The 22,438-nt window shown below is 71.9% G+C and carries 24 protein-coding genes; 16 read left to right on the top strand and 8 right to left on the bottom strand.

What is annotated here, in order from left to right:
• Positions 1-7 precede the first annotated feature (7 nt).
• Entirely contained in the window at positions 8-922 is a 915-nt protein-coding gene (locus Aau02nite_RS20950; RefSeq protein WP_212990218.1) for an ABC transporter ATP-binding protein, read from the bottom strand.
• A gap of 389 nt (positions 923-1,311) precedes the next feature.
• On the opposite strand from Aau02nite_RS20950, the gene rnhA reads away from it, so the two are divergent.
• Positions 1,312-1,773, top strand: coding sequence for a ribonuclease HI (gene rnhA, locus Aau02nite_RS20955; protein ID WP_212990219.1), 462 nt, complete (start codon positions 1,312-1,314; stop codon positions 1,771-1,773).
• 17 nt (positions 1,774-1,790) lie between these two features.
• Here rnhA and Aau02nite_RS20960 read toward each other — a convergent pair whose 3' ends face one another.
• Positions 1,791-2,222, bottom strand: coding sequence for a MarR family winged helix-turn-helix transcriptional regulator (locus Aau02nite_RS20960; protein WP_246595318.1), 432 nt, complete (start codon positions 2,220-2,222; stop codon positions 1,791-1,793).
• A 52-nt stretch (positions 2,223-2,274) separates the two neighbouring features.
• Here Aau02nite_RS20960 and Aau02nite_RS20965 point away from each other — a divergent pair, with 52 nt between their 5' ends.
• The 3 genes from Aau02nite_RS20965 (at position 2,275) to Aau02nite_RS20975 (ending at position 4,680) form a co-directional block, all read left to right on the top strand.
• Positions 2,275-2,880 carry a TIGR03086 family metal-binding protein gene (locus Aau02nite_RS20965; RefSeq protein WP_212990221.1) on the top strand — a complete coding sequence of 202 codons (606 nt, stop codon included), beginning with the start codon at positions 2,275-2,277 and terminating at the stop codon, positions 2,878-2,880.
• A gap of 11 nt (positions 2,881-2,891) precedes the next feature.
• Positions 2,892-4,076, top strand: coding sequence for an epoxide hydrolase family protein (locus Aau02nite_RS20970; RefSeq protein ID WP_212990222.1), 1,185 nt, complete (start codon positions 2,892-2,894; stop codon positions 4,074-4,076).
• A 64-nt stretch (positions 4,077-4,140) separates the two neighbouring features.
• Positions 4,141-4,680, top strand: coding sequence for a carboxymuconolactone decarboxylase family protein (locus Aau02nite_RS20975; protein ID WP_212990283.1), 540 nt, complete (start codon positions 4,141-4,143; stop codon positions 4,678-4,680).
• On the opposite strand, the gene Aau02nite_RS20980 is transcribed toward Aau02nite_RS20975, so the two are convergent.
• From Aau02nite_RS20980 to Aau02nite_RS20990, 3 genes are read right to left on the bottom strand one after another with little or no spacing between them, the layout of a single operon-like run.
• Complete coding sequence (locus Aau02nite_RS20980; RefSeq protein ID WP_212990223.1) at positions 4,668-5,258, bottom strand: GNAT family N-acetyltransferase; 591 nt, start codon at positions 5,256-5,258, stop codon at positions 4,668-4,670. The genes Aau02nite_RS20975 and Aau02nite_RS20980 overlap by 13 nt on opposite strands.
• A gap of 38 nt (positions 5,259-5,296) precedes the next feature.
• A complete protein-coding gene (locus tag Aau02nite_RS20985) occupies positions 5,297-5,668 on the bottom strand; it encodes an MmcQ/YjbR family DNA-binding protein (RefSeq protein ID WP_212990224.1) in 372 nt (123 codons plus the stop codon).
• Positions 5,669-5,707: 39 nt separating this feature from the next.
• On the bottom strand, positions 5,708-6,148 hold the full coding sequence (locus tag Aau02nite_RS20990; RefSeq protein WP_212990225.1) for a hypothetical protein: 441 nt from the start codon (positions 6,146-6,148) through the stop codon (positions 5,708-5,710).
• Positions 6,149-6,158: 10 nt separating this feature from the next.
• On the opposite strand from Aau02nite_RS20990, the gene Aau02nite_RS20995 reads away from it, so the two are divergent.
• Positions 6,159-6,581 carry a hypothetical protein gene (locus Aau02nite_RS20995; RefSeq protein WP_212990226.1) on the top strand — a complete coding sequence of 141 codons (423 nt, stop codon included), beginning with the start codon at positions 6,159-6,161 and terminating at the stop codon, positions 6,579-6,581.
• Between the two features lie 264 nt (positions 6,582-6,845).
• Here the strand turns inward: Aau02nite_RS20995 and Aau02nite_RS21000 are convergent, their stop codons facing one another.
• Positions 6,846-7,694: an intradiol ring-cleavage dioxygenase gene (locus Aau02nite_RS21000; RefSeq protein ID WP_246595319.1), complete on the bottom strand. Its 849-nt coding sequence runs from the start codon at positions 7,692-7,694 to the stop codon at positions 6,846-6,848.
• A 100-nt stretch (positions 7,695-7,794) separates the two neighbouring features.
• Between Aau02nite_RS21000 and Aau02nite_RS21005 the strand changes: the two genes are divergently transcribed.
• From Aau02nite_RS21005 to Aau02nite_RS21015, 3 genes are read left to right on the top strand one after another with little or no spacing between them, the layout of a single operon-like run.
• The gene (locus Aau02nite_RS21005) at positions 7,795-8,637 is read left to right on the top strand and encodes a DUF1932 domain-containing protein (protein WP_212990228.1); all 843 of its coding nucleotides are present in this window, start codon (positions 7,795-7,797) and stop codon (positions 8,635-8,637) included.
• A 55-nt stretch (positions 8,638-8,692) separates the two neighbouring features.
• Positions 8,693-9,244: a winged helix-turn-helix domain-containing protein gene (locus Aau02nite_RS21010; RefSeq protein ID WP_212990229.1), complete on the top strand. Its 552-nt coding sequence runs from the start codon at positions 8,693-8,695 to the stop codon at positions 9,242-9,244.
• A complete protein-coding gene (locus Aau02nite_RS21015; RefSeq protein WP_438841158.1) occupies positions 9,241-10,605 on the top strand; it encodes an MFS transporter in 1,365 nt (454 codons plus the stop codon). The genes Aau02nite_RS21010 and Aau02nite_RS21015 overlap by 4 nt, the downstream gene beginning before the upstream one ends.
• 48 nt (positions 10,606-10,653) lie before the next feature.
• Here the strand turns inward: Aau02nite_RS21015 and Aau02nite_RS21020 are convergent, their stop codons facing one another.
• The gene (locus Aau02nite_RS21020; protein WP_212990231.1) at positions 10,654-11,754 is read right to left on the bottom strand and encodes an acyltransferase family protein; all 1,101 of its coding nucleotides are present in this window, start codon (positions 11,752-11,754) and stop codon (positions 10,654-10,656) included.
• Between the two features lie 238 nt (positions 11,755-11,992).
• Here Aau02nite_RS21020 and Aau02nite_RS21025 point away from each other — a divergent pair, with 238 nt between their 5' ends.
• The 4 genes from Aau02nite_RS21025 (at position 11,993) to Aau02nite_RS21040 (ending at position 15,330) form a co-directional block, all read left to right on the top strand.
• Positions 11,993-13,033: a LacI family DNA-binding transcriptional regulator gene (locus tag Aau02nite_RS21025; protein WP_212990232.1), complete on the top strand. Its 1,041-nt coding sequence runs from the start codon at positions 11,993-11,995 to the stop codon at positions 13,031-13,033.
• Between the two features lie 97 nt (positions 13,034-13,130).
• Positions 13,131-13,484 (top strand): hypothetical protein, encoded by a 354-nt coding sequence (locus tag Aau02nite_RS21030; RefSeq protein ID WP_212990233.1) that lies wholly within the window; start codon positions 13,131-13,133, stop codon positions 13,482-13,484.
• A 4-nt stretch (positions 13,485-13,488) separates the two neighbouring features.
• Positions 13,489-14,448, top strand: coding sequence for a DNA polymerase domain-containing protein (locus Aau02nite_RS21035; RefSeq protein WP_212990234.1), 960 nt, complete (start codon positions 13,489-13,491; stop codon positions 14,446-14,448).
• Positions 14,449-14,499: 51 nt separating this feature from the next.
• Positions 14,500-15,330, top strand: coding sequence for an NmrA family NAD(P)-binding protein (locus tag Aau02nite_RS21040; RefSeq protein WP_212990235.1), 831 nt, complete (start codon positions 14,500-14,502; stop codon positions 15,328-15,330).
• A 17-nt stretch (positions 15,331-15,347) separates the two neighbouring features.
• Here the strand turns inward: Aau02nite_RS21040 and Aau02nite_RS21045 are convergent, their stop codons facing one another.
• The gene (locus Aau02nite_RS21045) at positions 15,348-15,890 is read right to left on the bottom strand and encodes a hypothetical protein (RefSeq protein ID WP_246595320.1); all 543 of its coding nucleotides are present in this window, start codon (positions 15,888-15,890) and stop codon (positions 15,348-15,350) included.
• Positions 15,891-16,008: 118 nt separating this feature from the next.
• On the opposite strand from Aau02nite_RS21045, the gene Aau02nite_RS21050 reads away from it, so the two are divergent.
• From Aau02nite_RS21050 to Aau02nite_RS21065, 4 genes are all read left to right on the top strand, one after another.
• Entirely contained in the window at positions 16,009-16,230 is a 222-nt protein-coding gene (locus Aau02nite_RS21050; RefSeq protein ID WP_212990236.1) for a hypothetical protein, read from the top strand.
• A gap of 5 nt (positions 16,231-16,235) precedes the next feature.
• Complete coding sequence (locus Aau02nite_RS21055) at positions 16,236-17,348, top strand: sensor histidine kinase (protein ID WP_212990237.1); 1,113 nt, start codon at positions 16,236-16,238, stop codon at positions 17,346-17,348.
• 1 nt (position 17,349) lies between these two features.
• Positions 17,350-18,009: a response regulator gene (locus tag Aau02nite_RS21060; protein ID WP_212990238.1), complete on the top strand. Its 660-nt coding sequence runs from the start codon at positions 17,350-17,352 to the stop codon at positions 18,007-18,009.
• A 187-nt stretch (positions 18,010-18,196) separates the two neighbouring features.
• Complete coding sequence (locus Aau02nite_RS21065) at positions 18,197-22,405, top strand: GH92 family glycosyl hydrolase (protein ID WP_438841159.1); 4,209 nt, start codon at positions 18,197-18,199, stop codon at positions 22,403-22,405.
• Positions 22,406-22,438: the final 33 nt, after the last annotated feature.

A 22,438-nucleotide genomic window follows, 5' to 3' on the forward strand; every position in this document is an offset into this window, starting at 1 on the left:
ACGGGCGTCATCGGGTGGCTCCGGCGGTCAGGGCCAGGTAGACGTCTTCGAGGGTACGGCGGCGGGTGTTGACCGCGGTGACCTGCGCGCCGGCCGTGGCGAACCAGCCGAGCACCGCGGCGATGGCCTCGGTGTCGAGAGAGCCGGCGATCGCGTACTCACCCGGGTTGTCCTCGGTGACCTCGGCGTCCAGGCGGGCGGCGAGGTCGGCGACCGGGAGGGCGGGGTCCGCGCGGACCTGAAGGAGGTCGATCCCGGCCGCGGCCGTGAGCTCGGCCGGCGTGCCGGTCGCCGCGACCACGCCGTTGTCCATGATGACCACGTGATCGGCCAGGCTCTCGGCCTCGTCGAGCAGGTGCGTGGTGAGCAGGACGGAGACACCGTCGGCGCGCAGGCTCTCGACCAGCTCCCAGGTGGTCTGCCGGGCCCCGACGTCCATCCCGGCGGTGGGCTCGTCGAGGAAGACCAGCTCGGGCCGCCCGACGAGCGCGACGGCCAGGGACAGCCGCTGCTGCTCGCCGCCGGAGAGCCGGCGGAACGTGGTCTTGGCGAACTTCCGCAGCCCGAGCCGGTCGAGCAGCATGTCGGTGTCGAGCGGGTGCGCCGCGAAGGAGGCGAAGAGCCGGAGGATGTCGCCGGCGGTCGCCCACGGGTAGACGCCGCCGGACTGCAGCATGATGCCGAGGCGCGGCATCAGGTCGTCATGATCGGCGACCGGGTCGAGCCCGAGCACGCGGGCGGACCCGGCGTCGGGTGCCCGGAAGCCCTCACAGACCTGCAGCAGACTGGTCTTGCCGGCGCCGTTGTTGCCGAGCAGGGCCAGAATCGCGCCGCGCGGGACGGTCAGCGAAACGCCACCGACGGCAACGACATCGCCGTACTTCACGACGACGTCCTGCACCTCGACGGCAGCTTCACGCATGGGCGGAACTGTACTGGCTGGCCGGTCCGCGGCTCCCGCCCGTCCACAGCGGTGTGGCCCAGACCGCGCCGGGCCGGCCTCTTGTGGAGCAAGAACCGCAGGTCGCAGAGCAACTGGTCGGCGAGGAATGTGAGTGTTTCCGAACCGTTTTGCACCGGGCGGACGATTCGCTACGCTGATCCTGGGAGCGCTCCCACCGCTCTCGGGCACTGCGGGGGCAGGCCGCCGGTCCGGTACCGGTTCCCCCCGGCAAGCCTGCGGCGTCACGCAGGCACCGGATCGGCGGCCTGACGCTCACTCGCTGCGGTGGGAGCCTCCCGCTTTTCCGCCTGCCGCCCGGCGTGGCCTGTGGCGCAGCCGGGCCCGGGCCGGTCGGTAGGGTGCTCCGCATGACTGGCTCGGCCACTGCGGTGGAGATCTACACCGACGGCGCTTGTATCCCCAATCCCGGACCCGGCGGGTGGGGTGCCGTGCTGCGCTGGGGCTCCAGCGAGAAGGACCTCTGCGGCGGCGAGGCGTCCTCCACGACCAACAACCGGATGGAGCTCATGGCCCCCATCCAGGCGCTGGAGAGCTTGAACCGGGCACCGCTGGCCGTGCTGCTCTACACCGACAGCATCTACGTGCGGGACGGCATCACGAAGTGGTTGCCCCGGTGGAAGGCCAACGGCTGGCTGACCTCGGCCAAGCAGCCGGTCAAGAACGTCGACCTGTGGCAGCGGCTCGAAGCGGCGGTGTCCCGGCACGACGTGCAGTGGCACTGGGTCAAGGGCCACGCCGGCCACCCCGAGAACGAGCGCGCCGACCGGCTCGCCGCGCGGGGGCTGCAGGAGGCGCTCGCCGCTCGCTGAACACCCGGCCCGGCCCGTCAGTCGGGCTCGGGGCTCAACTGCTGGAGAACCCGCAGGAAGACCCGCTTGTCCGCCGGCGTCAGCTCGCTCAGCAACTGCTCCTCCGCGGCGCGGATCCCGGTTCTCACGGAGGCGTACAGCTGCCGCCCGGCCGGCGTCAGCCGCAGCAGCCGTACCCGTCGGTCCTCGGGGTCCGGCTCGCGCTCGATCAGGGCGCGTTCCTGCAGCTCGTCGAGAGTCCCGATGATCCGCGTCTTGTCCGCGCCGATGGCGCGCGCGAGCGCCGCCTGGGTGCGCATCGGCTGGTCGGCCAGGGCACTGAGCACGATGTAGCCCCACATCGACAGGTCGTGGGCGGCGAGCACGGGCCGCTCGGCGGCGACCAGCGCGCGGCCGAGCCGCACGACCATCGCGCCCAGGTCGGGGCGGTCACGGTCCGGATCGGGCACGGCCGAGAACATACACCTTGACAAATCATGTACGCACGCAGATCGTAAGCATATGCATACTATCGAGCTGCGGGCCACCCATGCGCGGGCTGTCCGAGCGACCGTGCCCCTCGTCGCGCAGGTGCGCCCGCCCGACCTGTCGCTACCGACACCATGCGCCGCATGGGACCTCGGCCGGTTGCTCGCCCACATGACCGTCCAGCACCGCGGTTTCGCCGCCGCTGCCGCAGGCCACGGTGGTGACCTCGACACCTGGCAGCCCCGTCCGCCGGGCGACGACCCCGCCCGGGAGTACGCGGAGGCGGCCGAGGCGGTCATCGCGGCTTTCGCCCAGCCCGACGTCCTCGATCGGGGCTTCCTGCTGCCCGAGATCACGCCACGGCCGATCCCGGGCAGGCTCGCGATCGGGTTCCACCTCGTCGACTACGTGGTGCACGGCTGGGACGTCGCGCGGTCGCTCGGCCTCGCGTACGAGCTGCCGCCGGACGTGCTCGCCGCGGCCCTGCCCGTTGCGGAGGCCGTGCCCACCGGGGAGTCCCGGCTGGCGCCGGGAGCGGCCTTCGCGCCGCCGGTGCCGGACCCCGGTCCGGATCCGCTGGATCGCATCCTCGCCCTGCTCGGGCGGGATCCGGGCCGGAATGTCGTACCGCGCCGCTAGCGTTCCCGACCATGGATCAGCACCCAGCGGGAGCGGCCGGCGTGATCACGCCGTTCGCGATTCGCGCCGACGACGAGGCCCTGGCCGACCTGCGCGGGCGGCTGAGGCGGACCCGCTGGCCGGAGCCCGCCACCGTCGGCGGCTGGACCCAGGGCGTGCCGCTGGCGGAGTTGCAGGCGCTGTGCGGGTATTGGGCCGACGGCTACGACTGGCGAGCGGCCGAGGCCCGGCTCAACCGGCTGTCCCAGTTCCGGACGACCGTCGACGGGCTCGGCCTCCACTTCGTCCACGTGCGGTCGCCGCATCCCGGGGCCGTGCCGCTGGTGCTCACGCACGGTTGGCCGGGCTCGGTCGTGGAGTTCGCCAAGGTGATCGGCCCGCTCACCGATCCGGTCGCGCACGGCGGCGAGGCGGCGGACGCCTTCCACGTGGTGTGCCCGTCCCTGCCCGGGTACGGCTTCAGCGACCGTCCCGCCGAGCCCGGCTGGACAGTGGAACGGACAGCCGACGCGTGGGTGGTGCTCATGGAGCGACTGGGTTATCCGCGCTTCGTGGCCGCGGGTCACGACTGGGGCACCAGCGTCAGCACGAGCATCGCCCAGCAGCACCCCGACCGGGTCCTCGGCATCCACGTCATGCCACCGCTGGTCGCGCCGGATCCGGCGACGTTCGACGCCCTCACCGAGGCGGAGCACTCCGCCCTGCACGACCTCGAGACCTCGGGTGACAGCGGCGACGGCTACTCCCTGGAGCAGTCGACGAGACCCCAGACCATCGGCTACGGCCTGGTCGACTCCCCCGCCGCCCTGGCCGCCTGGATCATCGAGAAGTTCCAGGCCTGGACGGACTGCGGCGGTGACCTGTCCACCGTGCTCACTCGCGACGAGCTGCTGGACAATCTGATGCTCTACTGGCTGCCCGGGACGGGCGCCTCGGCAGCGCGGCTCTACTGGGAGAGCTTCCGGTCAGTTCAGGCCCGGTTCCGCACCGGCACGACCGATGTGGTGGAGGTGCCGGCCGCCTGCTCGGTCTTCCCGAGGGAGAACCCGAGACCGTCGCGCCGATGGGCCGAGCAGCGGTTCCTGGACATCCGTTACTGGGGTGAGCCGGAGCGCGGCGGGCACTTCGCAGCCTTCGAGCAGCCGGCGTTGTTCGTCGCTGAGCTCCGCGCCGGTTGGCGGGCAATGCGGTCCTGAGCCACAGCACCGCCGGCGGCCATCGGACGAACGGTCGTGGGAAGCATCCGGAGGCGTGCTGGACATGCCTTCCGCCGCGCAGGACGATGAGCGCGTGCCGCATATCAACCTGCCCGAACTGCCCGGCATGGTCGGGCTCCTGGTCCAGTATCCGCATACCGCCGGCCCGCTCAACGGCCTGGCCGACGCCCTGTTGCGGGGGCCGTCACCCCTCACCCCGGGCGAGCGGGAGACGATCGCCGCCTACGTCTCGAGCCGCAACGAGTGCACGTACTGCAGCGGGATCCACGGCGCGGTCGCCGCCCACCTGCTGCACCAGGAAGGCAAGACCACCGAGCACCCGGAGACCGATCCCAAGCTGCAGGCACTGCTGGCCATCGCGGAGAAGGTGCGGGTGGACGGCCGCGGCGTCAGCCCGGCGGACATCGACCTCGCCCGCAAGCATGGCGCCGACGACAAGGCCATCCACGACACGGTGCTGATCGCGGCGGCCTTCTCGATGTACAACCGGTACGTCGACGGCCTGGCCACGCTCGCCCCGCGGGAGCCCGAGGTGTACGCCCAGCACGCCAAGAACCTGGCCGAGGGCGGCTACCTGCGCTGACCGTCGGCGGCGACCCATTCGGCCCGGGTCAGGGCGTATTCCACGTCGCCATGCTCGTCGCCGGGGATCCGCTCCGGCCACTCCTGGTGGAACGTGCGGATGTAGCGCAGGCCCGCCTTCTCCATGACCCGGCGCGAGCCGATGTTGACGGCCAGCGTCTCGGCGTAGACACGCTCGACGCCGAGCTCGGTGAAGCCCTTGCGGATCAGCGCCAGGCTCCCCTCGGTCGCGTAGCCCTTGCCCCACGCCTCGCGGCGCAGCCGATATCCCAGCTCCACCCCCGAGCCGGCGTCACCACCGGCGGGTGGGCCGTCCGGGCGGGGCCGGAGATGGAACCAGCCGACGAAACGCCCGGTCGCCTTCTCCACGGCGGCCCAGAAGCCGAACTGCTCACCCCGCTCGTGGTACGCCAGCCAGAACGGGAGCACCACGTCCCGAACCTCCTCGAACGGCGTCGCACGGCCGCCCGTCACGTAGCGCATCACCGCAGGATCGCTGTCCAGCTCGACGATGAGGTCGACATCGGCCTCGGTGAAGTGGCGCAGCACCAGCCGATCCGTCTCCAGGTAGTTGCCCATGCCCTCATCCTGGACCGGTCGAAGACGGCTGCACCGGCCTATCGGCTGCCCGGTGGGTCGGCGTCGGGCCGGCCGGCGACGTAGGCGGCGGCCACTCGTTTCGGGACCACCATGCGCCAGGCGTCGATCACCAGCTCCTCCATCTGTCGGTGGTCGAGCTCGGCCGGCCAGGCCTGAACCCACTGGAAACGCAGGTCGGTCGGCTTCGGCAGGTGGAAGACCTTCGGCTGGGACGCCACCAGCGAGTCGCGCTCCTCCTTCGGGAACGCGAAGCCCATGACCGTCTCATCGCGGGAGAACGCCACGTAGACGATCTGCCCCACCCGGAACTTCACCCGGTCGTAGATCAGGTGCTCGGTGGTGCGGGGCAGCTTCCTGGCGACCTCGCGGACCTCCTGGACGGTGACCATGGCGCACCCTAACGCCGGGCTGTGACAGTTCCGGCCGATTCACGACTGGCGTGGCCGCGGCACCGCCGAGGGCAGCCGGGTCGTGTCCTCCGAATCGTCGTCGTCGAGGTGCACCTGGCGGACCTTCGCCCTGGCCACCCGGTCCGGCGTCAGCCGGTAGGTCGGAGCCCGGACGAGCTCGTCCGGCACCAGGTGACGGCCGCCGCCGGCGCTTTCGGTCCGGTCGGCGGCGGACGAGCCCTTACCCGCGGACGGCGAAGTGCCGTCCTCCGGAGGCAGATCTTCCCCGGCAACCGGCTCGCCTGCCGGACGCGGATCGACGCCTGCGCCTGTGCCCGTGGCCGTGGCCGGTGCGCCCTCGCCCGCAACCGACGGGCCGGTGCCGGCAGGCGGCGCTGCCCCTTCCGCACGCGATGAGCCCATCCCGGTGGCCGACGAGCCATCCCCCGCGCGCGACGAGCTCTTGGCCGGGGTGGACACGCTCTTTCCCTTGGCGAAGGGGCTGTTTCCCGAGAACGAGGATCCGGTCTTCAGCGGTGAGACCGAGACCGGCGCGGGGAAGCCGGAGGCAGCCGCGCCCGACATGGCAGAACTGGCTGAGCTCGGGCCGGGCGGGGAGGCAGACACACCCGGCGACGAGCCGGAGACCGCGCGGGCCGGCGCGGACGGCGAGCCGCCGGCGGCCCGGGAGCTGACTGAGGACCGCGACCCGGCTGAGGACGGCGAGCTGACCGGCGACGGACGCAGATCGGGTGGCGGCGGCGTCACGGAGGACGAGGCCGGCAGCACGATCACCGACGGATCCGGCCGTGTCACGGGTCCTGAACCGACGACGGCCGTCCCACGGGCCGCCCGCCGGGGGCCCATCAACCGCGCCGCCAGGCTGAACACGCTGCGGGTCGCCGTGTCGTAGCCGTCCCGGTACGCCTCGTCACGGTCCAGAAGGGTGCGGTACCACTGGTGCAGGCGGCCGGCGGCGTAACCCATGCAGGCCGTGAACGCGGCCAGCAATGTGATCAGGAGGGCGTCGTTTCCGGGCGCGGTCATGGTCCGATTGTGACCAAGGGATAGACCGCTAGCTATAGCCCGTTCGAGGTACCCCGATCGGTCACAATCGTCACCGATGTGTCGCGGCCCACGTCGGCGATCCGGACCCCTCGGGAGGGCGAAAGCCTGGTCAGGACGGGTCGATGGCGATCGTCAGCGTGGCGACGTAGCCGTCGGCGACGCTACCGGTGACGGTGGCCAGCTCGGTGACCGCCGAGTCGTCACCGAAGACGTTGTCGGTGGCCAGGCTGACCCGGCTCATGGCGGCCACACTCCGGCTGTAGGCGGCGGTGGCGTAGACGGCGTCCGATACATCCTCGGGGAGCGCGATCTGCGACGTCTTGACGATCGGGCCGTTACCGCTGGTGGCGTCGGCCAGCGACGAGTAGACCTCGAAGTGGATGTGCGGCCACCGGCCCGTGTAGCAGGCCGGGAAGATGCTGGTGAAGGTCGCGGTGCCGGTGGCGTCGGTCTCCTGGATGCCGCGCAGGTAGTTCTGGTCCGTGACGCCGGTCGAGTACAGCGAGTAGTTGCCGTCACGGTCGCAGTGCCAGGCGTAGACCGCGGCCCCGGTGAGGGCCTTGCCGTTGAGATCGGTCACGATCAGCGAGAACTCCAGCGGTACGCCCTCGGCGGTCCCGCTCAGTTCCCCGAACGACGTGCGGATGTCCTGGCGAACGATGCCGGACTCGGTGCGCACATTCGGCCCGTTCGACCCGTCCGCCGGGAACGGCCCGGCCGTCTCCGACTCGACCTCGGTGACCGAGCCGGTGGCGGCAGTGCTGGTGGCGCCGGCCGTCGACGCCGGTTCGGCCGCGCTGTCGCAGGCCGCCGTCCCGCCGACGAGGGCGAGGGCGCCCACCCCGCCGAAGGCAGCGAGCAACCGGCGCCGTGACATGGTCCGCAGGTCGAACTGCAGCCCCTGGTCGTGCACGCGGCGCACGTATGCGGCGTTGTCCTCATCTCTCTGGTCCTGCACGGTCGTCGCCTCTCCTCGCTGAATGTCTGGGACCAGACAACCAGCGTTCACTGTGCGTCGTCTGTGCCCCGGTTGTGACGAAGTCCTTAGAGTCGGCACCATGGTGACAGTGGCGATCGTGAGTCCGGGACACATGGGCGCGGGCCTGGGCGGGGCACTGCGAGCGGGCGGCGCGCGGGTGGTCGCGACCACGGCCGGGCGCTCGGAGCGGACGCGGCGGCTGGCCGCCGGCCTCGAGCTGCTGCCCGGCCTGGACGAGATGGTCACGGTGGCCGACGTGGTGCTGTCGGTGACCCCGCCGGCGCAGGCCCTCGCCGTGGCGCACAGCATCGCGGCAGCGGCCCGCCGTACGGGTGCGGCGCCGATCGTGGCGGATCTGAACGCCGTCGCACCGCAGACGATGGCCCGCATCGCCGAGGCGTACGCCGGCCTGCCGGTCGTGGACGGGTCCGTCTCGGGGCCGCCGCCGTCCGCCCGCCCGGGTGCCCGGATCTACCTCAGCGGCCCGCAGGCGCAGGCCGTGGCCGGGTTGCCGTGGGACGGCCAGGTCACTCCGGTGGTGCTGGGCGACGAGCTGGGCCCGGCGAGCGCCCTGAAGATGTGCACGGCGGGCATCTACAAGGGAATGACCGCCCTGATCACCCAGGCGATGCGTACGGCCGGGCGGCACGGGGTGCTGGAGCAGGTGCTGGCGGACCTGGCGCGCAACGGGCTGGACGACACGGCGGGGGTGGTGAGCGCGGCCACGAAGGCGCACCGGTTCGTCGACGAGATGCGCGAGATCGCGGTGACGCAGCAGGAGGCGGGGCTGACGCCGGCTCTGTTCGAGGCCCTGGCGGTGGTCTATGCGGACATCGCGGGGACCGGGCTGGCGGCTGGTGCCCCGGAGTCGGCCGACCGGCAGCTCGCGCCGGAAGAGATCGTGCGACGGCTGTCCCGCTGACAGTATTAGTAAAGTGCTGTTGCGCAACGGTTCTTTACCATGGCATGGTGGGGTCATGCCTCAGATCAAGGACGCCGCCGTTCTCAAGGCGGTCGCGCATCCGGTCCGGCGCCGGCTCCTGGACGTGCTGCGCGTGGACGGGCCCTCCATGCCGAGCGTGCTGGCCCGCACCACCGGGCAGGCCGTCGCCAACGTGAGCCACCACCTGCGCGTGCTGGCCGAGGCCGGCCTCATCGAGGAGGCGCCGGAGCTCGCGCGCAACCGCAAGGAGCACTGGTGGCGGATGCCCGACCGGAGCATCAGCTGGAGCACCGCCGACTTCGCCGCCGACGCCGCCGACATCGCCGCGGCCGACGCGGCCATGGCGATCGGTCTGCAACGGCAGGTCGACCTCATCTCGACCTGGCTGGGCAGCCCGGCCGCCCGGGAGGAGCCGTGGAGCGACGCCGCGTTCTCCACCGACGGCTTCCTGCGGCTGAGCCCGGCCGAGCTGGCCGAGATGGGCGCGGAGATCCAGGCGGTCATGGACCGCTACGCGGGGCGCCCCGAGACACCGGACCGGGAGCCGGTCTTCGTGATCGGCCGGGGCTTCCCGGCCCGCCCGTGACCGCCCCACCCACGTCGGGGCCCCCGACGTCCGGGCCCCCCACCGCCGGCCCACCCCCGGCCGGCCCACCTGCAGCCGCCCCACCCACGGCCGGCGCGACGACGGCCTCCGCGGCGCCGGCCGGGCGCCGGAGCGTCCTGCGCGACGCCGATTTTCGCAAGCTGTGGGCGGGCATGACCGTCAGCCGCCTGGGCAGCTCGGTCGCCGGCGTCACCACTCCCCTGATCGCCGTGCAGGTCCTGGACGCGAGCGCTTTCACCGTCAGCCTGCTCACCGCCGCCGCCTGGCTGCCCTGGCTGCTGATCGGTCTCCCGGCCGGCGCCTGGATCGACCGGGTCGCCCGCAGGCCGGTGATGCTGATCAGCGATCTGGTCTCCGCCGCCCTGGTGATCAGCGTGCCGGTCGCCGCCTGGGCCGGCGCTCTGACCATGGCCCACCTGCTGACCGTCACCCTGCTGCTGGGCGCGGCCACGGTGTTCTTCAGCGTGGCGTGGGCGGCGTACCTGCCGGCCGCGTTCGACAAGGATGACCTGGTCGGGGCCAATTCCGCGCTGCAGAGCACCGAGTCCGCCGCGCAGGTGGCCGGCCCGGCGGCGGGCGGCCTGCTCGTCGCCGCGGTGAGCGCCGTCGCCGGCCTGGTGCTGGACGCGGTGAGCTTCCTGGTGTCGGCCTTCGCTCTGTGGCGCATCCGCCGCGCCGAGCGGCGCCCGGCACCCACCGCGCGGGTCAGCATCCGCGCCGACATCGCCGTGGGCGCCCGCTGGCTGCTCCGCGACAAGTACCTGCGGAACCAGACCCTCTACGGCGCGGCCGCGAACCTGTGGCTGACCGGCATCAACGCGATCGCCGTGGTCTTCCTGGTGCGCGAGCTCGGGGTCAGCACCACCACCGTCGGTCTGCTGTTCGCGGCGGTGAGCCTCGGTGGGGTCGGTGCCGCGTCGCTGACCCCCCGGCTGGTCCGCCGGCTCGGCGGTGCGCGGGCGCTGGTGGCCTGCAAGACCTTCGGTGGGGTGGCCTCGGTGCTCATCCCCTTCGCCCAGCCGGGTCCGGGCCTGCTCATGTTCGTCGCCGGAATGCTCGGCGTCGCCGCCGGTGCCATCGCCGGCAACGTGATCGGCGCGAGCTTCCGGCAGGCGTACTGCCCGCCCGCGCTGTTCGGCCGGGTGCTGACCAGCATGCAGTTCGTCAACTTCGGCGCGATCCCGGTCGGGGCCGTCCTGGGTGGCGCCCTGGCGGGCCCGCTCGGCACCCGCTACGCGATCATGGTGATGGCGATCGGGTACGCCGCCAGCGGCCTGATCCTCGTGCTCGGCCCGTTGCGTGGCCGCCGGGACCTGCCGGCCGCCGCGGCCCCAGCTTGAGAGCGGGCCCGCCACCGGACGGTAGCGGGCCCGCTCATTCCCAGCAGCTCAGACGGCCGCCGGCGCGGGGGCATGCGCCGGAGCCAGGGGCTGCTGAAGTCCGCGCCGCCGGACGAACGGGGAGACACGCGGCGGCCGGCGGGCCGCGATGTCCTCGACCCAGCCGAGGGTGAGCACGATGACCGCGAGCGCGGCCAGCGCGATGGTGAAGTCGACGGCGCTCTCCAGGCCCTGGGTGGGGATCCGCCACAGCTTCAGCGGGTCGAAGAGGAAGACCGCGACGGTGATGGCCACGTTGTGCCACAGGTAGATCGTCACCGCCCGGTTGTTCACCATCGACACGAAACCGTCCAGCGGCCGGACCCGGGCGAGCCAGTCCATCCGCGGCGCCCAGCGCAGCAGAGCGAGCACAAAACCGATGGAGAAGACGGCGTACGCGACCGGCAGGCCGGTGAGGTCCGTCCCGGTGTCGCCGGGATGCAGGTACGCCCAGCCGAGACCGCCCGCGACACACGCGGCGGCCAGGCCCAGCACCACTGCCGGCCGGAGCTTGGCCAGATCGCCCTCGCGGTGGGCGAAGCCGAGGATCCAGCACGAGCCGAAGGCCAGCACGTTCTGCACCACCCAGCCGGCGGTCGTGCCGAAGGTGTCCGGGTAGGCGGTCAGCAGCATCAGCCCGAACAGCGGCAGCAGCACGGTCGGCAGGTTCCACCGGCGGTAGAGGCTCAGCAGCACCGGCGACAGCAGGACCAGCCACAGGTAGGTGACCAGGTACCAGAGCACCCCCGCGGCCGGGTAGCCGAACTCACTGGCCGGCGGGTCCGCGACGGGCAGGACCCAGAGCAGCAGGTGCGGCCAGGACGGCCGGTCCGGCCAGCCGCGCTGGATCATCAGCGGTACGAGGATCAGCGCCATCACCCACAGCGCGGGCAGCAACCGGCGCACCCGGCTCCGCACGGCGCGGGCCGCGGACCGGTCGAGCGACTTGACCATGAGCGAGCCGCCGAGCGCGAACATGACCCCCATCGAGGGGAAGACCAGTTCAAGCGCGGCGAGCGGGAAGGCGTGGAACAACACCACCCGGATGATGGCGACAGCACGCAGAGTATCGAAGTACCGATCCCGACCGGCGGTGATGGTGTCCGACACAACGCCTCCAACAGGTACTATTCCCTCCCGACCTCGGAGCCGGAGACTACAGACAGTAGTGATTTTGCGGATCTCCACAGCGGCCCGAACGGCTGGTTCCGCGGCGCCGATCCGCTCGTACGGGCCGGGCCGGTCGGCGCGTGCCGGGCCGGCCGGACCCGCCGGTGCCGATGTCATAATTGCCGCCTGAGCCGCCTGCTCGTCCGGCTCACCGCTCTCGCCGACAGTTCGGAGCACCATGCCCGCATCCCGGTCCGCCGCCGGCGCCGTCGACGAATCGACCGCCCGCCGGCCGACGCTCACCCAGGTGGCCGCCCTGGCCGGGGTCAGCCTCAAGACGGCGTCACGGGCGCTGAACAGTGAGCCGAACGTGGCCGAGGACACCGGCCGCCGGGTCCGTGACGCCGCGGACCAGCTCGGCTACCGGCTCAACGGCATCGCTCGTGAGCTGCGCCGGGGTGCCACCTCGGCGCTGGTGGCGCTGATCAGCGGCGACCTGACCAACCCGTTCTACTCGGCCGTGGCCAGCGGGATCGAGCGCGAGCTGCGCCAGCACGGGCTGCAGCTGGTGACGGCCAACAACGACGAGGACCCGACCCTGGAACGGGAGCTGATCGACACGTTCCTCGAGCGGCGGGTACGGGCCCTGCTGATCGTGCCGAGCGCGGACCGCCACGAGTACCTGGCCATCGAGGGCAGCCGCGGTGTGCCGTTCGTCTTCCTGGACCGGCCACCGGACGGCATCGACGCCGACGTCGTGGTCATCGACAACGCGGGCGGCGCGCGGGCCGGCGCCGAGCATCTGCTGCGCGGCGGCCACCGGCGCATCGCCCTGGTCGCCGACCTGGCCCGGACGGTGCCGCAGCGCAAGCGCATCGAGGGTTTCCGGGCGGCGATGAACGCGGCCGGCAACAACGAGTGGGAGCGTTATCTGCGCACCGACGTGCACGACGTGCGCCGGGCCGAGGAGACGGTCCGCGAGCTGCTGGCCCTCGATCCGGCGCCCACCGCGCTGTTCACCACGAACAACCGGCTGACCACGGGCGCGCTGCGGGCACTCAAGAACCGGCCGGATCCGCCCGCGCTGATCGGCTTCGACGACTTCGACCTGGCCGAGGTCATCGGCACGACCGTGGTGGCCCACGACGCGGTGGCGATGGGCCGGGAGGCGGCCCGGCTGGCGCACGAGCGGATCAGCGGCCACTCCGGCCCGGCCCGCTCGATCGTCATCTCGACCTCGGTCATCGCCCGCGGCAGCGGCGAACGCCCGCCCGGCTGACTCGGTTCACCGCAGTCACCCTGCGGTGGTGGCCCGGATGATCGTCATCCTGCGCTGGTGATGCGGCGGACCCGGCGGCTCCCCTAGAGTGCTGCTTGTGACGTTGGAGATCGAGCGGACGCCGCTGTCGCGCGTCGACGTCGGGCTCCCGTCGGCGGGTGAGCTGCGCGCCGAGCGCCGGGCCGCCCGGGTCCGCACCGAGGTCGCGCTGAAGGTCACTCTCGTCACCCTGATCTGGCTGGTCTCCGTGTCGCTGCTGGTCGGCTGGGGCGTCACCGGGCCCGAACGGCAGCCGGGCACCCTGTTGCTGGCCGCGCTGACCGCGGTCGTGCTGCCGTTCGTCGGCGCCGTCATCGCCACCCGGCACGGCCAGTTCTTCCTCGGCGGCGTGTACGTGGTGCTGACCCTGGCCATGGTGCTTCCCGCCCTGAGCCTGGTCCGGGCAGGATGAGGCCATGGCGGACAAAGAGGAACGGGCCGGCGTACCCCTGACGAACCTGGACCAGGAGCTCTTCCCCGGTGCCGGGGCGACGAAGCGGGACCTGGTCGACTACCTGGACGCGGTCCGCGATCCGGTCCTCGCCGTGCTGCGCGACCGGCCGCTGTCGGTCATCCGGGTGCTGCGCGGGCAGGACAAGTTCATGCAGAAGAACCTGCCGAAATACACGCCGGAATGGGTGCCCCGGACCGCCGTGTGGGCCGAGGCGTCGCACCGCGAGGTGCAGTACGCCCTCTGCAACGACCGCCGCACGCTGCTCTGGTTCGCCAACCAGCGCGCGGTCGAGTACCACCCCACGCTCATGACCGTGGCCGACCGCGACCGCCCGACCCACCTGATCATGGACCTGGATCCGCCCGAGGGTGCCGGCTTCGATGTGGTGGTCCGCGCGGCCCACCTGGTTCGCCGGGCGCTGGCGGACGCAGGCATGGCGGGTGCGGTGAAGACCAGCGGGTCCAAGGGTGTGCACATCTTCGTGCCGCTCGACGGCAGCGCGGCGACCGTGGACGTGGCCGCCGCGACTCGGGCCGTCGCTGCCCGCGCCGAGCGCCTCGATCCGGAGCTGGCGACGACGGCGTTCATCCGCGAGGACCGGCACGGCAAGGTGTTCCTCGACGCGACCCGTTCGGGTGGCGCGAGCGTGGTGGCGGCGTACAGCCCGCGGGTGCGGCCGGGGCTGCCGGTGTCGTTCCCGGTGGGCTGGGACGTGCTCGACGACGTCACCCCGGCCGACTTCACCGTACGGACGGCGCCGGAGCTGCTGAACGGCAGTGACCCGTGGGCGGCGCACATGCCGCAGCCGCAGCCGCTCGATCCGGGGCTGGTCGCCGAGGGGCACACCATCCCGGTCGCCCGGGTGGCCGCCATGCACGAGGGCAAGCGCCGTGCCCGCGCGAAGCGCGAAGTCGAGGGTTGACGTCAAGTCGAGTTGAGGATTTAGCGTCGTCGCGACGAAGGGAGTTCGATCGTGACGACGCTGGTTACGGGGGCCACCGGGAACACCGGCCGGCACGTGGTGGCCGAGCTGATCCGCCGGGGGGACCGCGTCCGGGCACTCACGCGGAATCCGGCTGCGGCCGCGGAGCGGCTGCCCGCCGGGGTGGAGTTGGTGGCCGGAACGCACACGGCACCGGAGAGCTTGGACGCCGCCCTCGATGGCGTCAGCCGGTTGCACATCACGGTGACGGCGGGGCTGGCCGAGGCCGGGCCCGAGCTGGTGCGGCGGGCGGTTGATGCGGGTGTACGGCGCATCACCGTGGTGTGGGGCGGCTGGGTGGGACCGGTCGAGCAGGCGGTGGCGGACTCGGGTGTGGAGTGGACACGGCTGGAACCGCAGGAGTTCATGTCCAACACGTTGACGTGGATCGACTCGGTCCGGGCCGAGGGGATCGTGCGCGAGCCGTACGACCTGCCCAGCGCGCTCGTGCACGAGGCCGACATCGGGGCGGTGGCGGCAGTCGCGCTGCTCAGAGACGGCCATGCGGGGCGCGCCTACAACCTCACCGGGCCCGAATCGCTGACCCCGCGTGAGCGGATCTCGATCCTGTCCCGGGAGATCGGCCGTGACATCGTCTTCGTCCCGATCACCCACCAACAGGCCGTGGACAGGCTGACGGCCACCGGCGTGTCACGGGCGGACGCCGAATATGTCATCGGCTGGTACGCCGATTCCAGCGAGGCCGCCACGACCGTCGTCGACACCGTCGAGCAGGTGACCGGCCGCCCGGCGCGCACCTTCGCACAGTGGGTGGCCGAGCACGCGGAACGCTTCCACGCTCCCCGGGTCAAGGCCGGCTAGGCCCCCGACGCCGGGGGTCAGGCCACGAGGTCGCGCCAGAAGGCGACGGTGGGGCGGCCGGCGTTCAGGGGCTCGTCGCCGAACTCGTGGCGGATGTAGGTCGTCAGGTCGGCCCCGTAGCTGGTGATGTCGGTCTGCATCACCGACAGCACCGGATGCCCGGCGGTGCCCCGGCCCGCGGGCAGATAGCGGTGGGAGTAGACCGGCACGAGCCGCGGGACGGTCATCAGGAAGCGGCGGGCAACCGTGACGGCGTCGGCGTTCCCGGCCGGTTGCGGACCCCAGCCCTCGTACCAGAAGCCGTTCTCGGCGACGTCGAAGAGCACGCCCTCGACCGGCATGGCGAGCCGCTCGCGGAGCCGGCTGCGGTCGCCGTCCCGCCAGTCCGGCCAGCCCCGCCCGAACGGCAGGCCGGCGGCCAGGAAGGCGCGGTGGTCGTCGGCGAACGAGAAGCCGAACTCCTGCTCCACGCCGGCCAGCTCGGACTCGGTGAGCCCGGGGCGGACCGGGAAACGGCCGTAGGCGGCGAGCACGGCGGCGGCGGTGCCTTCGTCGATCACGCGGGTCAGCCTAGGGCGACATACGGCGATCGGTGTAGCCCCGTACTCGAACGGAGTCGGCGGCAGAGACGGCGCCGGGACGACGCGGGCGGGCCCTCGCCGAGCCTAATTTTCCCCCATGACCGAGACCGTGAGACAGCAACTGTGCCTGATCGCAGCGGGGACGGGTGCGCTGACCGCACTCGTCGCGCTGGACGTCGTGGCGGGACCGAGACTGGGGATCGCCGACCATGAGACGCTCATCTCGTTGACCCGGCGGCTCGCCCTGTGGATGACGGCGGCCTGCTTGAGCTTCGTGGCGCTGCGGCCGCTGCGACCGACCGTGCGGACAGGACGGTGATGACCATGCCGCGCTCGCTGCCCTGGGTGGCCGCCGCCCTGACCCTGGTCGGCGTCCCCGCCGGGCTCGCCGTCACCGGCGGCAACCTGCAGGATGTCATGACCGCCACCATCGGGGTGTGGCTGGCCATGCTGATGCTGGTCGTCCGGCGGTGGCCGCTGACCGTCCTGATCGTCTCCGTGCTGACCGTCGTGGCCTGGCGCTCGTCGGACCTGATCGGCAGCGGCTGGGCCTGGCCCGCCACGGCGGCGTTCGCCGCGCTGGCCCTCGCCGGGCGGCTGCGCACGGCCGTCGTGGCCGGGGCGCTCACCCTGTGGTACGGCCTGGCCTGGGACGCCTTCGTCGAGCAGTACGACTCCGACCGGGTCCTGGGCCAGCTCGGCGGGGAGGCGCTGTGGCTGGCCGCGGTGCTCGCCGCCGCCTCGGCGTACCGCAGCACCCGCCGCTGGCAGGACGCGGTCGCCGCCCGGCTGGAACAGTCGTTGCACGAGCAGGAGCTGCAGGCGCTGCGGCGGCGGGCCGAGGAACGCGTCGGTATCGCCCGCGACCTGCACGACGTGGTCTCGCACACGCTCGCCGTGGTCGGTGTGCACCTCAACGTGGCGCTGGACGCCTTCGACGAGGAGCCGGAGGAGGCCCGCGACGCGTTGCGGCTGGCCCAGGACGTCCGGGGCCGGGCGATGAGCGACCTGAAGTCGCTGGTGGACGTGCTGCGCGAGGGCAACCGGATCGAGACCCCGGCCGCCGGGCTGGAGGGCTTGGCCGGGCTCACCGACCAGGTCCGGGCGGCCGGGATCGAGGTGACCGTCACCGAGCTGGGCGAACGCGCCGAGGTGCCGGCGCCGGTCGCGACGGCGGTCTACCGCGTGGTGCAGGAGGCGCTGACGAACACAGTGCGCCACGCCCGGGCCACCAGGGTGACGGTGACGCTGGACTACACCCCGGCGAGCGTGACGGTGGAGGTCACCGACGACGGTGCCGGCGAGGCGACGGGTACGCAGGGTCACGGGATCATGGGGATGCGCGAACGGGTCGCGGCGCTGGGCGGCGCCCTGACCGCGGGGCCCGGACCGGCCGGCGGCTTCACCGTCCGCGCGATGCTCCCGGTCGCGGCCTGACATGCCCGTCTCCGTGTTGCTCGCCGACGACCAGCACCTGGTCCGGGCCGGCTTCCGCAGCCTGCTCAAACGCGACCGGGAGATCGTGATCGCCGGCGAGGCGGCCACCGGGGACGAGGCCGTGCGGACCGCTCGGGCGCTGCGCCCGGACGTGGTGCTGATGGACATCCGGATGCCCGGGCTGGACGGGATCGCCGCCACCCGGCGGATCATGGCGGATCCGGAGCTGCGGGACTGCCGGGTGATCATCCTGACCACGTTCGAGACCGACGAGTACGTGTTCGCGGCGCTGGAGGCGGGAGCGAGCGGCTTCCTCACCAAGGAGATCGACCCGGACGGGCTGCGGCACGCCGTCCGGGTGGTGGCGGCCGGCGAGGCGCTGCTCTCCCCCAGCGTCACCCGGCGCGTGATCAAGCAGTTCGCGCACCGGCCGGCCCCGGCGCCGGCCGGTGGCGCGCGGCTGGCCACGCTGACCAGCCGGGAGCGGGAGGTGGTTACCCTGGTCGCCTCGGGACTGTCCAACGAGGACATCGCGCGGGAGCTGGTGATCAGTCCGCTGACCGCGAAGACCCACATCACCCGGGCGATCACCAAGCTGGGCGTCCGGGACCGGGTGCAGCTGGCGATCCTCGCGTACGAGGAAGGGCTGGTGGGCCGCTGATGCGCCGGATCGTGCTGGAGCGCCGGCCGGCGGGGTTGCGCTGACATCGATGTCAATCGGGTGCCGCCGAACCCTTGCGGATCGAGGAACTTGCACGTGACGATGTGTCGCGAATGTTTCACGGCCCCGAGAAGGAGACGGCATGCACCGGCCACGATGGGGTGTCGCCCTGTTATCCGTCACATTGATCGCCGCGGCAACCGCTGTCGCCACGGGCGGGGCGGCCGCGGCCGCCGCCGCCACCTCGTTCCGCTCGTCGTTCGAGACCGACGACCCGCAACCCACCTGGACCGACACGGTTGACACGGCAGCCGGCAGCGGCGGCGTCGACGGCACCGTGATCGTCGGCATGCCGGGCAGCCTGCGTGCGCACGTCACCGGCATCGCGGTCAACGCCGAACCGAACAGCAACGAGGGCCGCAACAACCTCAACGACGGCGATTCGGCCACCAAGTGGCTGGTCGACACCCCGACGAGCTGGGCGCAGTACACCCTGGACGCTCCCGCCGAGGTCATCAAGTACGCCCTGACCTCGGCCAACGACGCTCCCGAGCGGGACCCGCGGGACTGGACGCTGCAGGGCTCCACCGACGGCAGCACCTGGACCACGGTCGACACGCAGACCGGGCAGACCTTCGCCGAGCGCTTCCAGACGAAGACCTACACCGTCGCGGACCCGGGCTCCTTCCCGATCTACCGGCTCACCATCACCGGGCACCCGTCCGGCAACCTCACCCAGCTCGCCGACCTGGAGCTCGCGGACGCCAACGTGACGCCGCCGCCGACCGGTCCGATGCAGAGCCGGGTCGGCCCGGGCCCGGCCAGTTCCCCCACCGCGAAGGCGGGCGTGGGCTTCACCGGGCTCAAGGCGTTCCAGATCGCCGGGCGGCACACCGCCGAGGGCCGGGGCCACTCCGGCAACAAGGTCTTCGACGTCGACGTGGCGGTCACCGCCGACACCGAGCTGTCGTACCTGGTGCTGCCGGAGTTCAACCGCGAGGACCTGTCCAACCCGGCCACGTACACCGCGGTCGACCTGGCCTTCACCGACGGCACCTTCCTGTCCGACCTGAAGGCCGTCGACCAGAACGGGACCGTGGTCAGCGCGGCTGCGCAGGGCGCGTCGCAGACGCTCTACACCGCGCAGTGGAACAAGCGGACCGCGCGGATCGGCAAGGTCGCGGCGGGCAAGACCGTCGACCGCATCCTGATCACGTACGACAAGCCGTCCGGTCCCACGACCTTCCGGGCCTGGTACGACGACATCGCGCTCGCCGAGGTCGCCCCGGCGAAGCCCAGGGAGCACCTCGCCGAGTACGCGGAGACGCGCCGCGGCACGATGTCCTCGGGCGAGTTCTCCCGCGGCAACAACTTCCCCGCCACGGCGGTCCCGCACGGCTTCAACTTCTGGACCCCGGTCACCAACGCCGGCTCCACCAGCTGGCTGTACGAGTACCACCGCCAGAACAACGCGGCGAACCGCCCCACCCTGCAGGCGTTCTCCACCAGCCACGAGCCCAGCCCGTGGATGGGTGACCGGCAGACGTTCCAGGTGATGCCGAGCGCCGCGACCGGCGTACCGGATGCCAACCGGGCCAACCGCGCGCTGGCCTTCGGTCACGAGAACGAGATCGCGAAGCCGTACTACTACGGCGTCACCTTCGACAACGGGCTCAAGACCGAGATCGCGCCCACCGACCACGCCGCGCTGATGCAGTTCACCTTCACCGGGGACAACGGCAACCTGATCCTGGACAACGTCGACAGCCGGTCCGGGCTGACCATCGACGCCGCCGGCAAGTCGATCTCGGGCTGGTCAGACGTGAACAGCGGCGGCCTCTCCGCGGGCTTCACCCGGATGTTCATGTACGCCACCGTCGACGCCCCGGTCACGGCCAGCGGCATGCTGCCCACCGGCAACCGGCCGTCCACCGGCTACCTCAAGTTCGACACCGCTGAGAACAAGACGGTGCGGATGCGGATCGCGACGTCGCTGATCGGTGTCGAGCAGGCCAGGCACAACCTGGACCTGGAGATCGCCGCCGACGCGACGCTCGCCTCGGTCCGCGACCAGGCCCGCGACCTGTGGGACGCCAAGATGCGCACCGTCGAGGTGGAGGGCGCTTCCGAGGACCAGCTGGTCACGCTCTACTCGAACCTGTACCGGCTGTTCCTCTATCCCAACTCGGGCTTCGAGAACACCGGCAGCAACGCCGAGCCCGTCTACAAGCACACCGTGCAGTCGGCGGTGACCAGCCCGGCGAGCACACCGACGGAGACCGGCGCGCCGATCAAGGACGGCAAAGTCTACGTCAACAACGGGTTCTGGGACACGTACCGGACGACGTGGCCGGCGTACTCGCTGCTGACGCCGAAGCAGGCCGGGGAGATGGTGGACGGCTTCGTCCAGCAGTTCCGCGACGGCGGCTGGATCTCGCGCTGGTCGTCGCCGGGCTACGCCAACCTGATGGTCGGCACCAGCTCGGACGTGGCTTTCGCGGACGCGTACCTCAAGGGGGTGCCGGGCATCGACGCCGAGACGGCGTACCGGGCCGCGGTGAAGAACGCGACGGTCACGCCGCCGAACGCCAACGTCGGCCGCAAGGGCCTGGCCAGCTCGATCTTCAAGGGCTACACGCCGAGCGACGCCACCGGTGAGGCGATGTCCTGGGCGATGGACGGCTACATCAACGACTACGGCATCGCGAACATGGCCGAGGCGCTGGCCAAGAAGGGCGGGGCCAAGGCCGAGGAGTACGCCGAGGAGGCCGAGTACTTCCGCAACCGGGCCCTGAACTACGTGCACATGTTCGACCCGTCGGTGGACTTCTTCCAGGGCAGGGACTCCGCGGGCAACTGGCGCAACCCGCCCTCCTCCTACGACCCGCGGGTCTGGGGTTACGACTACACCGAGACCAACGGCTGGAACATGGCCTTCCACGTGCCGCAGGACGGGCAGGGCCTGGCCAACCTGTACGGCGGCCGCGACGGTCTGGTCAAGAAGCTCGACAAGTTCTTCGCGACCCCGGAGACGGCCACCTTCTACGGCTCGTACGGCGGCCCGATCCACGAGATGTACGAGGCCCGCGACGTCCGGATGGGCCAGTGGGGCTTCAGCAACCAGCCGTCGCACCACATCCCGTACATGTACAACTTCGCGGGCCGGCCGGACCGGGCCCAGGAGATCGTCCGCGAGGCGATGTCCCGGCTGTACCTGGGCAGCGAGATCGGCCAGGGCTACCCGGGCGACGAGGACAACGGCGAGATGAGCGCCTGGCAGGTGTTCAGCGCGCTCGGCTTCTACCCGCTGCAGATGGGCAGCCCCGCGTACGCGATCGGCTCGCCGCTGTTCACCAGGGCGACGGTCAACCTGGAGAACGGCAAGAAGATCGTCGTCAACGCCCCCGGCAACAGCCGCAGCAACGTCTACGTGCAGTCGCTGAAGGTCAACGGCAAGGCGTACGGCTCCACGTCGCTGCCGCACTCGCTGCTGGCCGACGGCGCGACGCTCGACTTCACCATGGGCTCGTCGCCGTCGCGGTGGGGCACCGGCCCGGACGCCGCCCCGCCGTCGCTCACCTCGGGCGACGCGGTGCCGGCCCCGTTGCGGGACCTGACCGGACCGGGCCGCGGCACGGCATCGGACCCGGCCCTGGTCGACGACACCTCCACCACCCAGGCCACACTCGCCGACGGCTGGCAGTACCAGTTCGCCTCCGCCGGCGAGCAGGCCGGCTACTACACGCTCACCTCGAGCACCGAGGCCGAGCAGGACCCGGCCTCGTGGACGCTGAAGGGTTCCTACGACGGCACCACGTGGACCACGATCGACGAGCGCAAGGACCAGAAGTTCGAGTGGCGCCGGCAGACCCGGCCCTTCAAGATCGCCAGCCCGGGCCGGTACGCGCACTACCGGCTCGACGTCGCCGCGGGCACCACACTCGCCGAGGTGGAACTGCTCGGCATCCCGGCACCCGCCTGCACCACGACAATCGCCGACAAGGTCGTCGGCGCGGTGTCGGTCCGGTCCGGGGTCACCTGCATCAAGGCCGGCGCCCAGATCACCGGCCTGGTCACGGTCTCCAGGGGCGCCTCGCTCTACGCCACCGGCGCGACCCTGCGCGCGGCGGTGACGGCCACCGGGGCGGGCACGGTCTCGCTGCTGGACACCACGGTGAGCGGACCCGTCACGGTCACCGGGTCGGGCCCGGTCAGCCTGGAGAACTCGACCCTGAAGAGCGCGGTGACACTGCTGACCAACAAGAAGGCCACGGTGGTGGCCGGCAACACGGTCGGCGGACCGCTCACCTGCTCCGGCAACAAGCCGGCGCCGGTGAACAACGGGCTGGCCAACAAGGTCAGCGGGGTACGGATCGGCCAGTGCGCCAAGCTCTGAGCTGAAGCCCAGGACGCAGCCGTCCCTCCCGCG

The sequence above is a fragment of the Actinoplanes auranticolor genome, from assembly GCF_018332655.1.
GTDB lineage: Bacteria > Actinomycetota > Actinomycetes > Mycobacteriales > Micromonosporaceae > Actinoplanes > Actinoplanes auranticolor.